This is a genomic window from Paenibacillus sp. 2KB_20 (genome assembly GCF_052115765.1).
GTDB lineage: Bacteria > Bacillota > Bacilli > Paenibacillales > Paenibacillaceae > Paenibacillus_AQ.
This window is the reverse complement of record NZ_JBFRHH010000001.1, coordinates 1,173,842-1,189,345: the sequence shown is the minus strand read 5'-3', so window position 1 is coordinate 1,189,345 and position 15,504 is coordinate 1,173,842. Positions and strand designations below refer to the sequence as shown.

Annotated in this window: 16 protein-coding genes and 16 tRNA genes; 31 read left to right on the top strand and 1 reads right to left on the bottom strand. The window is 48.3% G+C overall.

The genetic code is table 11. The features are described from left to right. Positions 1-57: 57 nt before the first annotated feature. The 26 genes from AB4124_RS05705 to AB4124_RS05580 all read left to right on the top strand — a co-directional run bounded on the left by AB4124_RS05705 (position 58) and on the right by AB4124_RS05580 (position 11,758). A tRNA-Ser gene (locus AB4124_RS05705) sits at positions 58-149 on the top strand. Between the two features lie 16 nt (positions 150-165). Continuing rightward, positions 166-240: transfer RNA gene (locus AB4124_RS05700), tRNA-Glu, on the top strand. A 177-nt stretch (positions 241-417) separates the two neighbouring features. Further along, a tRNA-Val gene (locus AB4124_RS05695) sits at positions 418-493 on the top strand. Positions 494-580: 87 nt separating this feature from the next. Next, positions 581-657: transfer RNA gene (locus AB4124_RS05690), tRNA-Met, on the top strand. 30 nt (positions 658-687) lie between these two features. Beyond that, positions 688-764, top strand: a tRNA-Asp gene (locus AB4124_RS05685). 69 nt (positions 765-833) lie between these two features. Beyond that, positions 834-909, top strand: a tRNA-Phe gene (locus AB4124_RS05680). Positions 910-931: 22 nt separating this feature from the next. Next, positions 932-1,007: transfer RNA gene (locus AB4124_RS05675), tRNA-Thr, on the top strand. A gap of 4 nt (positions 1,008-1,011) precedes the next feature. Next, a tRNA-Tyr gene (locus tag AB4124_RS05670) sits at positions 1,012-1,096 on the top strand. 6 nt (positions 1,097-1,102) lie between these two features. Continuing rightward, positions 1,103-1,176 (top strand) — tRNA-Trp (locus tag AB4124_RS05665). 22 nt (positions 1,177-1,198) lie between these two features. Next, positions 1,199-1,271 (top strand) — tRNA-His (locus tag AB4124_RS05660). A gap of 46 nt (positions 1,272-1,317) precedes the next feature. Next, positions 1,318-1,393, top strand: a tRNA-His gene (locus AB4124_RS05655). A gap of 18 nt (positions 1,394-1,411) precedes the next feature. Further along, a tRNA-Gln gene (locus AB4124_RS05650) sits at positions 1,412-1,486 on the top strand. A gap of 15 nt (positions 1,487-1,501) precedes the next feature. Continuing rightward, positions 1,502-1,576, top strand: a tRNA-Gly gene (locus AB4124_RS05645). Positions 1,577-1,587: 11 nt separating this feature from the next. After that, positions 1,588-1,661: transfer RNA gene (locus AB4124_RS05640), tRNA-Cys, on the top strand. Positions 1,662-1,673: 12 nt separating this feature from the next. Beyond that, positions 1,674-1,750: transfer RNA gene (locus AB4124_RS05635), tRNA-Arg, on the top strand. 8 nt (positions 1,751-1,758) lie between these two features. Beyond that, positions 1,759-1,838: transfer RNA gene (locus AB4124_RS05630), tRNA-Leu, on the top strand. 617 nt (positions 1,839-2,455) lie between these two features. Further along, a complete protein-coding gene (locus AB4124_RS05625; RefSeq protein WP_076324889.1) occupies positions 2,456-2,755 on the top strand; it encodes a hypothetical protein in 300 nt (99 codons plus the stop codon). 68 nt (positions 2,756-2,823) lie between these two features. After that, positions 2,824-3,501: a PspA/IM30 family protein gene (locus AB4124_RS05620; RefSeq protein WP_076324888.1), complete on the top strand. Its 678-nt coding sequence runs from the start codon at positions 2,824-2,826 to the stop codon at positions 3,499-3,501. 2 nt (positions 3,502-3,503) lie between these two features. Then, positions 3,504-3,983, top strand: coding sequence for a PspC domain-containing protein (locus AB4124_RS05615; RefSeq protein WP_076324887.1), 480 nt, complete (start codon positions 3,504-3,506; stop codon positions 3,981-3,983). A gap of 1 nt (position 3,984) precedes the next feature. Next, a complete protein-coding gene (locus AB4124_RS05610; protein ID WP_076324886.1) occupies positions 3,985-4,671 on the top strand; it encodes a PspA/IM30 family protein in 687 nt (228 codons plus the stop codon). Between the two features lie 169 nt (positions 4,672-4,840). Next, positions 4,841-5,485, top strand: coding sequence for a cell wall-active antibiotics response protein LiaF (liaF, locus tag AB4124_RS05605; RefSeq protein ID WP_076324885.1), 645 nt, complete (start codon positions 4,841-4,843; stop codon positions 5,483-5,485). 41 nt (positions 5,486-5,526) lie between these two features. After that, positions 5,527-6,600 carry a sensor histidine kinase gene (locus AB4124_RS05600; protein WP_076324884.1) on the top strand — a complete coding sequence of 358 codons (1,074 nt, stop codon included), beginning with the start codon at positions 5,527-5,529 and terminating at the stop codon, positions 6,598-6,600. Then, positions 6,584-7,228 (top strand): response regulator, encoded by a 645-nt coding sequence (locus AB4124_RS05595; RefSeq protein WP_006212655.1) that lies wholly within the window; start codon positions 6,584-6,586, stop codon positions 7,226-7,228. The genes AB4124_RS05600 and AB4124_RS05595 overlap by 17 nt, the downstream gene beginning before the upstream one ends. Before the next feature lie 294 nt (positions 7,229-7,522). Further along, on the top strand, positions 7,523-8,371 hold the full coding sequence (locus tag AB4124_RS05590) for a YwmB family TATA-box binding protein (RefSeq protein WP_441971585.1): 849 nt from the start codon (positions 7,523-7,525) through the stop codon (positions 8,369-8,371). Between the two features lie 137 nt (positions 8,372-8,508). Then, positions 8,509-10,056 (top strand): glucose-6-phosphate dehydrogenase, encoded by a 1,548-nt coding sequence (gene zwf, locus AB4124_RS05585; RefSeq protein WP_379407337.1) that lies wholly within the window; start codon positions 8,509-8,511, stop codon positions 10,054-10,056. 121 nt (positions 10,057-10,177) lie between these two features. After that, positions 10,178-11,758 carry a peptide chain release factor 3 gene (locus AB4124_RS05580; RefSeq protein ID WP_076324881.1) on the top strand — a complete coding sequence of 527 codons (1,581 nt, stop codon included), beginning with the start codon at positions 10,178-10,180 and terminating at the stop codon, positions 11,756-11,758. 83 nt (positions 11,759-11,841) lie between these two features. On the opposite strand, the gene sspI is transcribed toward AB4124_RS05580, so the two are convergent. Continuing rightward, entirely contained in the window at positions 11,842-12,078 is a 237-nt protein-coding gene (gene sspI, locus AB4124_RS05575; protein ID WP_076324880.1) for a small acid-soluble spore protein SspI, read from the bottom strand. Positions 12,079-12,218: 140 nt separating this feature from the next. Here sspI and AB4124_RS05570 point away from each other — a divergent pair, with 140 nt between their 5' ends. From AB4124_RS05570 to AB4124_RS05550, 5 genes are all read left to right on the top strand, one after another. Then, positions 12,219-12,881 (top strand): potassium channel family protein, encoded by a 663-nt coding sequence (locus AB4124_RS05570; protein WP_076324879.1) that lies wholly within the window; start codon positions 12,219-12,221, stop codon positions 12,879-12,881. A 73-nt stretch (positions 12,882-12,954) separates the two neighbouring features. After that, positions 12,955-13,752, top strand: coding sequence for a TrmH family RNA methyltransferase (locus AB4124_RS05565; protein ID WP_441971582.1), 798 nt, complete (start codon positions 12,955-12,957; stop codon positions 13,750-13,752). A 234-nt stretch (positions 13,753-13,986) separates the two neighbouring features. Continuing rightward, positions 13,987-14,412, top strand: coding sequence for a DUF1801 domain-containing protein (locus tag AB4124_RS05560; protein WP_076324877.1), 426 nt, complete (start codon positions 13,987-13,989; stop codon positions 14,410-14,412). Positions 14,413-14,601: 189 nt separating this feature from the next. Then, a complete protein-coding gene (locus tag AB4124_RS05555) occupies positions 14,602-15,027 on the top strand; it encodes an SRPBCC family protein (RefSeq protein WP_379407335.1) in 426 nt (141 codons plus the stop codon). A 3-nt stretch (positions 15,028-15,030) separates the two neighbouring features. Next, positions 15,031-15,375, top strand: coding sequence for an ArsR/SmtB family transcription factor (locus tag AB4124_RS05550; RefSeq protein WP_076324875.1), 345 nt, complete (start codon positions 15,031-15,033; stop codon positions 15,373-15,375). Positions 15,376-15,504 lie beyond the last annotated feature (129 nt).

Here is a 15,504-nt window from a genome sequence, read left to right as displayed (position 1 = left end):
CACTCGACTGTTAATCGAGTTGTCACAGGTTCGAGTCCTGTTCGGGGAGCCACTTATGGAGAGGTGTCCGAGTTGGCCGAAGGAGCACGATTGGAAATCGTGTAGGCGCCAAAAGCGTCTCGAGGGTTCGAATCCCTCTCTCTCCGCCACTATTATTTCAAGCAAGGCCCGTTGGTCAAGGGGTTAAGACACCTCCCTTTCACGGAGGTAACAGGGGTTCGAATCCCCTACGGGTCACCACTTTCTTTATTGCATCAGGGGATGAGAATCCCGTCGGTTCGTCGGAGGATAACTTCGTAAGTATAGGCTTCGCAGTCTCGAACGAAGTGAGAGTATCCCCTACGGGTCACCACTTTTCTTTTGAAAAACACTTGCTTCTTATATCAGATTTTGGTATGCTTAAAGTCGCTTTGTTACGGAGGCTTAGCTCAGCTGGGAGAGCATCTGCCTTACAAGCAGAGGGTCGGGGGTTCGATCCCCTCAGCCTCCACCATGATTTATCCCCAAAAAGTGAAGCTCATGCTTCGCAAGTAATTCCGATTACTTTTCGGGGAACCCATACAAGCAACCCTTTTAATGACGCGGGGTGGAGCAGTTCGGTAGCTCGTCGGGCTCATAACCCGAAGGTCGTAGGTTCAAATCCTGCCCCCGCAACCAATTTATATCGCGATAGCGATAATGCCTCATGGAACTGTGGTGTAGAGGCCTAACATGCCTGCCTGTCACGCAGGAGATCGCGGGTTCGAATCCCGTCAGTTCCGCCATTATTTATAACTTTGGGATGAGATGAGTATCCGATATTGGGTTCCGTCAAAGTTCGCGAAGAGCTTTAAGGCTCGGTAGCTCAGTCGGTAGAGCAGAGGACTGAAAATCCTCGTGTCGGCGGTTCGATTCCGTCCCGAGCCACCATGTACGTTTTATAACTTTATATGCCGGTGTAGCTCAATTGGTAGAGCAACTGACTTGTAATCAGTAGGTTGGGGGTTCAAGTCCTCTCGCCGGCACCATTCTGGAGGATTAGTGAAGTGGCTAAACACGGCAGACTGTAAATCTGCTCTCTTCGAGTTCGGTGGTTCGAATCCATCATCCTCCACCAGTTTTTAGGGGCATAGTTTAAAGGTAGAACAACGGTCTCCAAAACCGTTGGTGTGGGTTCAATTCCTGCTGCCCCTGCCATTGAATATTTATAATGAACTTGGCGATCGTGGCGAAGGGGTTAACGCACCGGATTGTGGTTCCGGCATTCGTGGGTTCGAGACCCATCGGTCGCCCATTATTTCATTATGATTATTCTCTAAAAAAAACTATTACATTATGGCGATCGTGGCGAAGGGGTTAACGCACCGGATTGTGGTTCCGGCATTCGTGGGTTCGAGACCCATCGGTCGCCCCATAGTTTTTTAAAAAATGTTGGGGATTAGCCAAGCGGTAAGGCAACGGACTTTGACTCCGTCATGCATAGGTTCGAATCCTATATCCCCAGCCATTGATTTTTATATTTGCGGACGTGGCTCAGCGGTAGAGCATCGCCTTGCCAAGGCGAGGGTCGCGGGTTCGATTCCCGTCGTCCGCTCCATTTTTATTTCTGGCGCCATAGCCAAGTGGTAAGGCACAGCTCTGCAAAAGCTTTATCCCCAGTTCGAATCTGGGTGGCGCCTCCATAACAAAACTATGTGCCCTTAGCTCAGCTGGATAGAGCGTTTGACTACGAATCAAAAGGTCAGGAGTTCGAATCTCTTAGGGCACGCCATAAAGTAAGCCGGTGTGGCGGAATTGGCAGACGCGCGCGACTCAAAATCGTGAGGGAAACCGTGGGGGTTCGAGTCCCTTCACCGGCATCATCCAAAAGGAATGTAGACTATAAACGTCTGCATTCCTTTTTTCGTTGCATCTACATCGATAGCTTCGTTTCTCGGTAGCAGCTAAGCTGATGATCCGTTACTCTTCATGATAAAAGGCTAATCTTGATGAGCTTCAGTGTTATGTCACTTCATTTCATAACTCGCAAGCAATACACCTTAATCCTATGCAAACTTCTGAGATGCAACCTCCTTAGATCAATCCCATTTCCTTTACTATGGTATCCTTCTTCATGATTTTCATATTCGGGCCCCATGCTTCATCCTACCGCTACCTTAACCTACCGTTCCACGGGCTTTACTACTATCACCTTAGAGCTGAAGCTATACTCATCAAACTAAACTAACATTGGAAACCACGTCTCTTTATTAGGTAAAACAAAAGCAAGGATACCGGAGGATTCATCCACACAGGTCAGCTTATCGAATCATTGATCCAGTGCAGGGTTGGACGCAGGTCTATAGGAGGCCCCGCCTTAGGTCTAGGTGCAAAAACCGTCCCCAGGCCGTTTTAGTTAAACTCGAAATTACCTAGAATAGAGTCATAAGGTTGAACAAATGAAACAACGATCAAACAACAGAAAGGCGGTGTATAAATGAGAAATTCAAAAGGAAATGGAATGAGTATCCTGTTGATTGGTGTAGGGATCTTGGTTCTCCTGGGAGTATTCGGTCCTCTGCTTGGATGGTTGTTCAGTCTTGTAATTCCAATCCTGATGGTCGCTTTAGGATACTACGGGATCCGGAGAGGTAATACCTTGATGGGATGGGTTATTCTCGGTATCGGTGTGATCTGGTTGATGGGTAAACTGTCTTGGCTGATCGGTCCGATCCTTGGAATCATCTTGATCATCTACGGGGTGTCCCGATTGAAGAATGGTAGACCCCGTTATTGATAAAAACCACTACATTAAATAACATGCAAAAACAACAGATCATGATAGATGAGGAGGGCTAAGCGAATATGAGTGTTTTCCGGCGGATAAGAGACATAACCGTAGCAACATTGAATGAAAAGCTCGAGCAGAGCCAGGATCCGGTTCGATTGATCGACCAGTTCCTACATTCAACCAGACAGGACATTGCTGAGGCTGAGAAGCTGCAGCAGCAATGTCAAGTACATTCCAGACAGCTGAAGCAGCAGGTGGATCAAGCAGAAACCATGCGATATAAACGCGAAGAGCAGGCACTGCTTGCACTGAAGGCCGGTGAAGAACATCTTGCCAAGCTGGCATTGCAGGAGAAGCTGATCTATGAGGAAAAGATTGAACAGTATCAAGGCCTGTTGTCCTCAAGCCTGGAGTCGTTAAAAGAAATCGAGGAGCAGCTCGGCGAGCTGCGGATGGAATATCAGACGGTATACAGCAAACGTCAGTATTATGTTGCCCGAGTGGAAACCCTTCGTCTTCAGCAAAAAATGAATGAACGTACAGGCTCCTATGGCGGCGGTCCTGATGTACCGAAGATGTTCAATCGTCTCGAAGACCGTATCAGCGACTGGGAACTGGAAGCCAGAAGTCTTCGCGATTTACGCCGCATGGGGCAGGAATACATGGATCAGGCTGGTGAAACAGTCTCCACTGTATTGGAAAAAGAACTTGCCCGCCTGAAGCAAAAGCTGAATAACAGCGGAAAGGAGTAACCATGACTAGATTGTACCGTTCCACCCGAGACAAGATGTTCACAGGGTTGATCGGCGGTATATCCGATCATTTCGGAGTCGAATCTACCCTACTTAGAATCATATTTGTAGTCAGTATCTTTTTCACAGGCGGTACAACGCTGTTGATCTATCTGATTGCATCCCTTGTAGTACCTAAGGAGCCGTACTATCACGATCCGTATGGTCCACAGGGAAGACATGGTGGCGGATACCGTTACAACGATCATCCGGGCCCGGGACCAGGCTACAACAGCTATAACGATGCTTATGGACGTCAAGGCTATCCTAATGAGCATGGAAGTTTTGGCCCCAAATATGACCGTCCCAATGGCACAAGAAACAACGCGTCTGCGGATTCCGATCTGGATGCGATGATGAAGGATATTGAGAGAAAAGCAATGCAAAAAGAAATCGAAGAATTGAAGAAAAAACTTTCGAACTATGAGAAGGGAGATAAATAACATGGGAGTATTTAAAAGAATTAAGGATATGACGAAAGCATCGGTGAATGAACTGCTGGATAAAGTAGAGGATCCAATCGTAATGTTGAACCAGTACCTGCGCGACATGGAGGCAGAAATTCATGAAGCAGAGGTAACAGTTGCGAAGCAAATGGCTAACGAGCGTCGTATGAAGCAGCGCGTCGATGAGGCTGTGAAGATGGCGGCACAACGTGAAGCTCAAGCTGAATTGGCTCTTAAAAATGGTCAAGAAGAAGTGGCCCGCAAGCTGCTTGAAGAAAAAATCTATTTCGATCAAAAAGAAACCGAGTACGTGGAATTGCACCTGCAATCCGAGGCTCAAGCGAAAGAACTTGTAGCTCAGCTGCATGAAATGAAAGACGAGTTCTACAAAATGCGCAACAAGCGCAATGAGCTTGTAGCTCGCGCTCAAATGGCTAAAGCGAAGAAGCAAATGTCTCAAGTGAGCAGCCTGCATACGATCGAAAGCGGCAGTGCTTCGATGGGCTTCCACCGCATGGAGGAAAAAATCATGCAACTGGAAGCAGAAGCTGATGTGCTTCGCGCCCCATACCGTCCTAACAATGCAGTATACACAAGCCCAGTGGATGCTGAGAAGCAATTGAAAGTTGATGAGCAACTGCAAGCTTTGAAAAACAAAATGGGGAATTCTTCGAAGTCCGAGTAATTCCTTAACAAGTCAGCAAAATAAGATTAAACCGTATTCGAACACCATGTTCATATGATATGCTATACGAATGAGATTGTCGTATAGTACAGGCAAAGCCATACAGTGGAGAACGTCTCACTGCTATGGCTTTTCCGAGCTTATATCTTGGTCATCAAGGAGGTGCGACATGGACAGAAACCGCTGGATAGCAGTTGGTTTAATCAGCTTGGGTTTTATTATGCTTTTCGGCCGATGGTTTGGTTTCTTCACCATTGTCGCCCTGTTACTCATGTTCGCAGGTGTCCTTCAGATCAGACAAGGCCATTTGAAGAAGGGATATATTCTGCTCGGAGTAGGTGCCGTACTGCTGCTGCTGGAGCATCTCATGTTGATTATCGGCATCAGCTTGATATCGCTAGGTATTTTTTATGGCAAGTCCAAGCGAGCCCATACCACGACAAAGTACGTTCAGAAGCAGAACTTTATGTCTAACTTTGATTGGGACCGGACTCCATGGGTGATGCGCAGTCTGAGTGTGTGGCATGTACTTGGAGAAGCGGATGTGGATCTGTCCCTGGCGCTTCCGGAGGAACGCCAAACGGTCCTTATGTTCCATGGAATGCTGGGGGATATTGATCTGATGATCCCGGACTATTATGGGGTGGAGATCGAAGCCTCGATCCTGTTTGGCTCGATTCATATGGACGACCGGAAGGAAACCGGCATATTAAACCGCGTGCGGTATATATCACCCAATTACGAGGCTAGTGAATATAAAGTGAAATTTATTGTTTCTTATTTAGGCGGAGATTTGAATATAAAAATGACATAATAAACGTATGTCTTGTGTAAACCATTCAGGAGGGTTGCCCCGTGGAAACGGAAAAGAAAGCAAATATGATTACCCGAAGTATGCGTGAGGGGACCCTTCTGGGATTGGTTGTCATGCTCGTTGTCCTATATTTATTATATACATATGGTTATCTTCAACCGTTTGAGACGTGGAAGAACCGGATCGAAGCCGGCATCACTCTGGTATTGCTGCCGATCGGGCTGGGTGCGATCTATGGCTTCTTCCAGGGATACCGGGTAAAACGACGAGTTGATCTTGTAAGGGAAACACTGGTGAACTGGGAAAAAGGCAGCCTAACGGACGTGATGCCGGACATCGGCGAAGACGAAGTGGGACGGCTTGGAGAACAGCTGGTGAAGATCAGCAAACGCTGGGAGGATCAAGTATCTTCTCTGCAGCGGTTATCAACGAACAATGCCCAGCTTGCCGAGCAGGCCAGGGTAACAGCAATTGTGGAAGAGAGGCAGCGTCTGGCGCGCGAGCTTCATGATGCGGTTTCTCAGCAGCTGTTTGCCATCTCGATGACGGCGACCGCTGTGGGTAGGACATTGGATAAGGATTTTGACAAAGCGCAGCGCCAGGTGGCTCTGATTGAGGAAATGTCGGCTGTGGCCCAGTCCGAGATGAGGGCGCTTCTTCTTCATCTGCGGCCGGTTTATCTCGAAGGGAAAGCACTGGAGCAAGGGCTGAAGGATCTGATCAAGGAATTGCGGATTAAAGTACCTATGGAAATTACGTTTGAGATGGACGATGACATACATTTGCTTAAAGGGATCGAAAATCATCTGTTCCGTATTATCCAGGAGGCCATGTCGAACACCCTCAGACACTCGAAAGCGGAGAAAATGGACATCCGAATTCACCGCAGGCAGAATACTGTTCGGGTAATGCTGCGGGACGATGGGATCGGATTTGAATTGGATGACAAGAAACAGACTTCCTACGGTCTATCGACGATGCAGGAACGGGTGACGGAGATCGGGGGCTCGGTACAATTCATAACAGCACCGGGTAAAGGGACTCGAATTGAGATCGTTGTGCCACTTATAAATGATGAACGTAAACGGGGGGATGTAGATGGAAACGCCGATTAAGGTGCTACTGGTGGATGATCATGAGATGGTCCGGATCGGTTTAGCGGCTGTGCTTGGTACAGAGGACGGCATCGAGGTGGTTGGTGAAGCGGGCAGCGGCGAGGAAGGGATACGCTTAGCGCAGGAATATCATCCTGATGTGGTGCTGATGGACTTGGTGATGGACGGAATGGATGGAATCGAGACGACGCGCCAATTGATGAATCAGTTTCCGAATCTTAAGGTCATTGTACTGACCAGCTATCTGGACGATGAGAAGATGTATCCGGTTATTGAAGCAGGTGCGTTCAGTTATTTATTGAAGACATCCCGTGCTTCTGAAGTAGCTGATGCTATACGTGCAGCCGCACGCGGGCAGTCGGTGCTGGAGTCGCAGGTTGCCTCCAAGATGATGAATCGATTCCGGCATCCGCAAAATGAAGCTCCGGCGCATAACGACCTTACGGACCGGGAAATGGAAGTGCTGCGACTGGTGGCGCAGGGCAAGTCGAATCAGGATATTGCTGATGATTTGATTATAGGCATCAAAACCGTGAAATTTCATGTAACGAATATTTTAGGCAAGCTGGGGGTAGAGGATCGGACCCAAGCTGCCATCTACGCTTATAAAAATGGGCTGGCTGAGTAAGGAAGGCCAGCTCTTTTTTTATGCGACTAGCGTGACATAATCAGATCCAACATGCTGGGCGTGGTACAAAACAGTCCATGATGCTGCTTGTGGTATGACATATCCATGTAAACACTGAGAGACAGGCTTAAAGACTCCCGGATCGGGAGTCTTTTATTTATGAACAGGGAAGCCGGAAGATTTACATACAGCCCGTTTGAAGAATGTTTTAAAAAAAGCGAGGTATAAATCCGCGGAGATGAGGCCATCCTTTTTACTAGATTGATAGATTCGAACGGGGAGGCGTGACTGACCATGCGGAAAATGCGTTTACAGATCATTGTGATGATGTTGTTGCTGTGCGGGGCAGCAGGTATGATGGCGGGTTTTGCAGGAACAACGGAAAGCAATCGAAATGAATCAGCTCCGCATACGAGAGAAGCGTCAACTTCAGCTTCAGGTGGAACGGGAGAAAAAGATATCGATGGAACAACTGGAGCCGGGGTAGCTGCAGAAAGCGATCTAACGCTTCTGACAGCGCTCGGGCCAGAACATATGGAGCCTTCGGCAATGCTCACGGTAAAAATTCAAGGAGAAATGATAAATTCTGTTCCTAAGGATCAAGCTAAGACAGCAGCTGAGCACCTGGCTCGTACAATGGGGCTCTCCGGAATTACGACGTCCCAGCTTCAAGGAAATGAAGTGTTTCAAGCAGAAAGCTTGCTCTCAGGTGTATCCGTGCATCTGGATTGGGCCCTCACAAAGGAGGGCCATAGTTATATCAGAGCCATGCTTGTTGGAGAAGCGGCTGGGCAGACACGGGAAATGATGGCCCTACAGCAGCAGATTCAAGAAATGATGAAGCAAGCCGGCATACCGAACACATGGAATGCGTCCATTCAAGGGTATGCAACGGAGACCGCAAGCGTTGATGGGACAATGGCTCAAGTAGAAGAGGCCGTAGCCCAAAAACTCTTACTTCGCTCCGTTGAAGATTATGCAGATGACAAAACACAAAGCCGTTCTTATGAGGTTCCTTCACTAGGTGCTTTTGTGATGAGTGGCGACACGCCGATTCATATGCAGATCGCAGTGCATGAAGATTCGATGAAGAAAAGTAGTAGAATAACGATCGGATTTCCCGTCATTACAATAGAATATTGAAAATGATTTCTGAAACTCCGATGAAAAAATACGGAATGAGATAGCATACTTGAAATGAATATGCTAAAATGTCATCACATCGAGTTAAGTGCCGATGCATAAAAATACACTATAATTCATAGAAAGAATGAGGAGCCATGGCTGAAAATCAAAATCTAGATACAATGAAGACACCGGGAGCTGTATTTTTCATCTTTGGAGCGACTGGTGATTTGGCAAGACGTAAGTTGTTTCCGGCGATCTACAGTCTTTATCGTGAAGGAAAACTGGATGAGGATTTTGCGGTAATCGGCGTGGCGCGGCGTCCGCGCACCCAGGAAGAGTTTCGGGAGGACGTGTATCGTTCGATTCAGGAATTCTGCCGATACAGTTCGGAACAGGATAGTGAATGGAATGCATTTGCACAGCATTTTGAATATAAATCTTTAGATATTAACAATATTGACGGTTTCCGTGAGCTTCGTGAACAAACGGAGCAACTGGAAACGAAATTTAATATACCGGGCAACCGCTTATTTTATCTTGCACTTGCACCGGAATTGTTCGGCAGCGTATCGTTTAACCTGATGAAGGGCGGTATGCTCGACGGAGAAGGCTGGAACCGTCTTGTGATCGAGAAGCCGTTCGGCTACGATCTGGAATCGGCTGCCAAGCTGAACGAAGAAATCCGTAAAGTATTCAAGGAAGAAGAGGTCTACCGGATTGACCATTATCTTGGTAAAGAAATGGTACAGAACATCGAAGTTATGCGTTTTGCGAATGCTTTCTTTGAGCCGCTGTGGAACAACAAGCATATCGCCAATATCCAAATCACGCTTGGTGAGACGGTTGGTGTCGAGGAGCGCGGCGGATACTATGATCATGCCGGTGCACTAAGGGACATGGGCCAAAACCATATGCTGCAGCTGCTAACCATGATTGCGATGGAACCGCCTAGCCGTCTGCTCGCAGAGGATATCCGCGACGAGAAGGTAAAAGTGCTTCGTTCCTTGCGTCCGTATGCCACACATGAAGAAGTGAAGAACAACGTAGTTCGTGGTCAGTATACAAGCGGTTCAGCGGGCGGTAAAGATCTGCCGGCTTACCGTGAAGAGGACAAGGTTAATCCGGAATCCAATACGGAAACCTATTTTGCGGCCAGAGTATTCGTGGACAACTTCCGCTGGGCGGGTGTACCGTTCTATATCCGCACGGGCAAACGTCTGCCGGTTAAGACAACCGAGGTGGTTGTTGAGTTCAAACGGATGCCAACCAACGTATATTTGGGCCAAAAGCATTCCCTGGAGCCTAACCTGCTTGTCATCCGCGTGAATCCGATGGAAGGCATTTACGTGAAGATAAATGCCAAAAAGCCGGGATCTGAGTCCGAGATCGCTCCTGTAGCGATGGACTTCTGCCAAAGCTGCATCGTGGGCATTAACTCTCCTGAAGCGTATGAGCGTCTACTGCATGACGCTGCTCGTGGAGATTCCACATACTTTACACGCTGGGACGAAGTGGCTTCGGCATGGTCCTTCGTGGATCGTATTGCCAGCGCATGGAGAGAGAACCAGGGCGAGCTGGAATCGTATCCTGCGGGTTCTTGGGGACCTGCCAAGGCAGATGAGCTGTTGAAGGAAGACGGATTCCACTGGTGGCCGGTTAACGGTCAGCTCGAGGATAATGTGGTGTGGTTGAAAAACTAAGATCATTTTCTAAAATTTACGTATTAAAAATCATCCTCATGCGCACGGCGCATGGGGATGATTTGCGTATGAATTGTGGTACAATGATATACATGACTTTAGTTACGAAGGGATAAGTGAAATGGCAAAGCTAATAGATGAACTGCAGCAGGAAGTGGATAAGCGCCGTACGTTCGCGATTATTTCCCACCCTGACGCCGGTAAAACAACACTGACCGAGAAGCTGCTCTTGTTCGGGGGCGCCATTCGTCTGGCTGGATCGGTTAAAGCTCGTAAAGCGAGCAAGCATGCAACGAGTGACTGGATGGAGATCGAGAAGCAGCGGGGAATCTCGGTTACCTCGTCTGTTATGCAATTTGATTATTTAGGGCATCGAATTAATATATTGGATACGCCGGGTCACCAAGACTTCAGTGAGGATACCTATCGTACGCTGACAGCTGCTGACAGCGCCGTCATGTTGATTGACGTAGCCAAAGGGGTCGAGGCTCAAACGATTAAATTATTCCAGGTGTGTGCGAAGCGGGGCATTCCGATCTTTACCTTTATCAACAAACTCGACCGCGAAGGGCGCAGCCCGTTTGATCTGATGGAGGAGCTTGAACAGGTTCTCGGCATCCGCTCCGTACCGATGAATTGGCCGATCGGCTCCGGGCGTGATCTGTGCGGCGTGTACGACCGGGTTAAGAATCAAGTTGAATTGTTCCAGGGCGACGACCATTCCACGATTAAAGTACAGAAGGTCGAGGGCTATGAGGATCCAATCATTCGCGAGATGGCAGGCGATTACCTGCATGATCAGTTATGTCAAGACCTCGAGCTGCTGGATGTTGCCGGAGACCAATTTGATCTGGAGAAAGTTATGCAGGGTCAGTTAACACCTGTATTCTTCGGAAGTGCGATCAACAATTTCGGCGTCCAGACCTTCCTGGAGAACTTTCTTCAGCTTGCGCCGAAGCCGGAGCCGCGCCATAGTAAGGACGGTTTGGTGGAACCCACTGAAGAGAAGTTCTCCGGATACGTATTTAAGATTCAAGCCAATATGAATCCGGCTCACCGGGATCGTATCGCTTTCCTGCGAATCGTATCAGGCAAGTTCGAACGCGGTATGAGCGTGAAGCATGTTCGGGTAGGCAAGGAAATCAAGCTGGCGCAGCCGCAGCAGTTTTTGGCCCAGGATCGAGATATTGTGCAGGAGGCATACCCTGGCGATATTATCGGTCTGTTTGACCCGGGCATTTTCCGGATTGGGGACTCGCTCAGTCAAGGACGTGAAGTTGTATTCGATGAGCTTCCAACGTTCTCACCAGAAATCTTTGCCAAAGTAACGGTGAAGAATGCGCTGAAGCATAAGCAGTATCAGAAGGGGATTGATCAGCTGACGGAAGAGGGTACCATTCAGGTATTCCGTACCGTGAGTTTCGATGAGACCATTCTCGGGGTTGTCGGACAGCTCCAGTTCGAAGTCTTCGAGTACCGGATGAAGGGAGAATACGGCGTCGATGTCATGCTTCAACGGATGCCGTATCAGTTCGCTCGCTGGATCGTGGATGACAATCTTGATCCGTCCAAGTTCCGGATTAACTCAACACTGGTCAAGGACAAGAAGGATAACTATGTTGTCTTGTTCGAAAATGAGTATGCGATGAGAACGGCCATCGACAAGAATCCAACCGCTCAGTTTCTTGAGACTGCTCCGTAAGTGATGTTATAAATATGCAATGTAAAGAACAATCCCCCAGCTTTCACAGCTTAGGGGATTGTTCTTTTTGTTGACTTATGGGATTATCCTTGAAGTTTGCCAGGCGTAACGGTTTTCAAATGATCATGCAGGGAAGAGACAAGGCTGTTCTGCTGGGAAGCATTCATGTCTTTCCACATCATTTCAAACATTACACCGAGTCCCGGCAGGGCAGCTTCAGGCCCGTCAACGGAACCCTCGATCATGGAGCGCAGCTCTTCTTCGTCCTGATTGTGGACTTTATGAATGACGGCCTGCCTTAGATCTAACAATATGGACATGGATATGTTCCTCCTTGTTATGAAAGGGTCATTGTGTAATGTACCCGTTCCAGGGCAGTTACATTCAAGTATTCGGGACAGTATGATATACTATTATCATTATGATTATGGATGACCTAGGCTCGTGGGGGGATATATAAATGGCTAAGAAGCAGTACGCAGTAATCGGTATGGGGCGTTTTGGCACGAGTGTTGCCAAGGAATTGAGCAGCATGGGATTTGATGTATTAGCCGTAGACGCGAGCGAACAGCGCATTCAGGAAATCGCGAGTATGGTCACGCATGCCGTATCGGCGGATTCGACCGATGAAGAAGCGCTTCGGGCGCTGGGCATACGGAATTTTGATGTGGTTGTCGTGGCGATCGGGGAGGATATTCAATCCAGCATTTTGACTACGCTGATCTTGAAGGATCTTGGCGTTCCGGCCATTATCGTGAAAGCGAAGAATGAACTGCACGGAAAAGTGCTGAACAAAATCGGTGCAGATAAGGTGATTTTCCCTGAGCGGGATATGGGGCTTCGGGTTGCCCATCATCTGGTGTCACCGAATATTTTGGATTACATCGATTTATCGGACGACTACAGCATTATGGAGATGCTTGCTACAGGAGATCTGGTCGGTCACAATCTGATAGAGCTGGATATTCGGGCACGGTTCGGCTGCAATGTCATGGCGATTCGAAGTGATGCGGACATGAACATTTCGCCAAGTCCCGATGACCGGATTGAGGAAGGCGATATTCTCGTTATTGTGGGGCATAAGAATGACTTAACGAAGCTGGAGCTTGCTTATCCGAAGTAATACTGTGCATTTGCGGTATGCTGGGTTGAGCTGGACTCGGTTTTGTATATAAGTAAAGAACGGATGGATTACCATGGAGATACTATCGCCGCAGAATGCCAGAGTGAAGGGCTGGGCACAGCTGCAGGAGAAAAAACATCGAGACAAGCAGAACAAGTATGTGGTGGAAGGCATTCATCTCGTACAGGAAGCACTGTCATCCGGAGCGGACATCGAGTGCGTTGCTTATGATGTGGAGAAGGGGATTCCCCAAGAACTCCGTCATATATCGGATACAGGACAAGGCGCCGAATGGATTGGCGTATCCAATGCCGTCATCTCGAAGGTCAGTGATACGCCGTCACCCCAGCAGGTGTTTGCCGTGGTTCGCAAAGAAGCACGTCAATGGCAGGATCTGATCCTGCGAGAGAACGGTTTGGTTGTCGTTCTGGACGGTCTTCAGGACCCGGGGAATGTGGGAACCATCATACGAAGCGCAGATGCCGTAGGGGCTGCAGGCGTGGTTCTGGGACGCGGCTGTGCGGATTTGTATAACCCCAAGACGCTGCGCTCTACCATGGGATCCCTGTTTCATCTACCTGTGCTGGAGGGTGATCTGCTGAGCATTTTGCCGGAAGCCAGGGAACGGGGAGCTCGATTGGTCACAACCATGCTGGAAGGGAATCGCTCCTGCTTCGAGTATGATTTCCAAGGGACAAGCTGGATCGTGATCGGAAGCGAAGGGCGCGGTGTCTCACCTGAGGTTGCGGAACTTGTGGACGATGCGATCCGGATTCCCATGCCGGGGAAAGCCGAATCGTTGAATGCGGCTATGGCTGCTTCGGTATTGATGTATGAGGCTTTACGGCAAAGAGAGTACGCCGGTCAATAATGACCGGAGCGGCTCGACAAGGCTGGAAGTGATTAGAAAGCAATTGCTAATCATATCCGGCTTTTTTTATTTAAGAGATAAGAAAGCGTAAGCTTCAGAGGCTTACCCTTCTTATCTCGCAAGAAAAACTTCCGCTAAATGCGGTCTGTCTTCTATGCAAGTACGTCGATGACGTTTTTCTTATTTTTGATAAGGATGGTAATAATAACAGAGTGTTCGAAAGGAGTAAAACTCATGTACGAGCAAAAAACAAAAGAAACGGATCACAGCGTGGTGGAGTTTATAGAGCAAGTGGATTCGCCCAAAAAACGGGAGGATGCTTATCGTTTGCTGGAGGTCTTTGAGGAGACGAGCGGTTTTCCGGCTAAGATGTGGGGACCCAGCATCATCGGCTTTGGCTCCTACCATTACCGCTACGCTACCGGGCATGAAGGAGATGCGCCGTTTGTAGGTTTTTCGCCGCGCAAAGCAAAAATCAGCCTGTATTTTGCGCCGGGCGATGAGCGGCGGGGGGAGCTGTTGACGAGTTTCGGTAAACATACGGCGGGAAAAGGCTGCGTGTATATTAATAAAGTGGCGGACATTGATATGGAGGTCCTAAAGCAGTTGATTCGGGAATCGATCGCCTTCTTGAACAAGACCTACCCGGCTCAGACCTAGCGAGTTCAAAGTCAGGAGATGTTGGCAAGATGCCTGGTTTTCCTGGCTTTAAGTGGAACTGGACCTAGGTGTGCTGAATGGGATTAAGGTGAATATTGGTATTTGACGTAAAACCATTTGGTGTCCTATAATGCAATAAGGGAAACCAAATGGTTTCATAATTTTAAACATAAGCGAGGTTAATGTGATATGGATAACACATCAAACGGCAAGCTGCCGGATATTCGTCATACGCTTGTGCTGAAAGCACCCATCGAGAAGGTGTGGAAAGCCGTGGCAACGGCTGAAGGGATTTCGGCTTGGTTCATGCCCAACAATTTTGAACCGGTGGAAGGATTTGAGTTTCAATTGAATGCAGGCCCATGGGGAAATTCTCCTTGCAAGGTCACGCTTATTGACAAGCCTAACCGTTTGTCTTTTAACTGGGGCAAGGATTGGAGCGTTACGTTCGAACTGGTACAGCAGGGAGATCATACGGAATTCACGCTCATACACGGCGGTTGGACAGCGGATCAAGTGACCGAGTTCGAGGAAGCTCACGATATCGTACGGGGCCGTATGGACAAAGGCTGGGCAGGCATTGTTCAGAAGCTTGCGGGATACGTCGAGGCCTAATCTATGTCGCAAGCTGCTCCGAAGCATGATGTTTATCAAGCGATCGCAGATCCGACACGCCGTAAGCTGCTTGGCTTGTTAAGTGATAAGGAAATGCCGGTTAAAGAAATTACAGGGCACTTCTCCATGACGCGGACCGCTGTCTCCAAGCATCTCCGGATTCTGGAGGAAGCGGGACTTGTGCAGGACCGCAAGGTTGGACGCGAAACCCGCTATCGGCTGGATGTTGAACCGCTTCAGGAATTAAAAGATTGGCTGGCTTATTTCGACCGCTTCTGGGAGAATAAACTGTCGATGCTGAAATATTATGTGGAAGATCAAGAAGACCATCCAAAGAACGACCAGTAGATTCTTGATTCAGTCTTTCTTGAAAATGAGTATCCATAAGGAAGAAGAGTGAGGATAAGCCAACCTTGCTCTTCTTTTTTGCCGTTTGTCCGCATACCCTCTATACAGGATAGCTTGCCATGGTAAACA

What these genes read in the sequence shown, in the direction of transcription:
- AB4124_RS05625 (WP_076324889.1), top strand. Translation starts at nt 2,456, where the DNA reads ATGAGAAATTCAAAAGGAAATGGAATGAGTATCCTGTTGATTGGTGTA.
- AB4124_RS05620 (WP_076324888.1), top strand. Translation starts at nt 2,824, where the DNA reads ATGAGTGTTTTCCGGCGGATAAGAGACATAACCGTAGCAACATTGAAT.
- AB4124_RS05615 (WP_076324887.1), top strand. Translation starts at nt 3,504, where the DNA reads ATGACTAGATTGTACCGTTCCACCCGAGACAAGATGTTCACAGGGTTG.
- AB4124_RS05610 (WP_076324886.1), top strand. Translation starts at nt 3,985, where the DNA reads ATGGGAGTATTTAAAAGAATTAAGGATATGACGAAAGCATCGGTGAAT.
- liaF (WP_076324885.1), top strand. Translation starts at nt 4,841, where the DNA reads ATGGACAGAAACCGCTGGATAGCAGTTGGTTTAATCAGCTTGGGTTTT.
- AB4124_RS05595 (WP_006212655.1), top strand. Translation starts at nt 6,584, where the DNA reads ATGGAAACGCCGATTAAGGTGCTACTGGTGGATGATCATGAGATGGTC.
- AB4124_RS05590 (WP_441971585.1), top strand. Translation starts at nt 7,523, where the DNA reads ATGCGGAAAATGCGTTTACAGATCATTGTGATGATGTTGTTGCTGTGC.
- zwf (WP_379407337.1), top strand. Translation starts at nt 8,509, where the DNA reads ATGGCTGAAAATCAAAATCTAGATACAATGAAGACACCGGGAGCTGTA.
- AB4124_RS05580 (WP_076324881.1), top strand. Translation starts at nt 10,178, where the DNA reads ATGGCAAAGCTAATAGATGAACTGCAGCAGGAAGTGGATAAGCGCCGT.
- sspI (WP_076324880.1), bottom strand. Translation starts at nt 12,078, where the DNA reads ATGTCCATATTGTTAGATCTAAGGCAGGCCGTCATTCATAAAGTCCAC.
- AB4124_RS05570 (WP_076324879.1), top strand. Translation starts at nt 12,219, where the DNA reads ATGGCTAAGAAGCAGTACGCAGTAATCGGTATGGGGCGTTTTGGCACG.
- AB4124_RS05565 (WP_441971582.1), top strand. Translation starts at nt 12,955, where the DNA reads ATGGAGATACTATCGCCGCAGAATGCCAGAGTGAAGGGCTGGGCACAG.
- AB4124_RS05560 (WP_076324877.1), top strand. Translation starts at nt 13,987, where the DNA reads ATGTACGAGCAAAAAACAAAAGAAACGGATCACAGCGTGGTGGAGTTT.
- AB4124_RS05555 (WP_379407335.1), top strand. Translation starts at nt 14,602, where the DNA reads ATGGATAACACATCAAACGGCAAGCTGCCGGATATTCGTCATACGCTT.
- AB4124_RS05550 (WP_076324875.1), top strand. Translation starts at nt 15,031, where the DNA reads ATGTCGCAAGCTGCTCCGAAGCATGATGTTTATCAAGCGATCGCAGAT.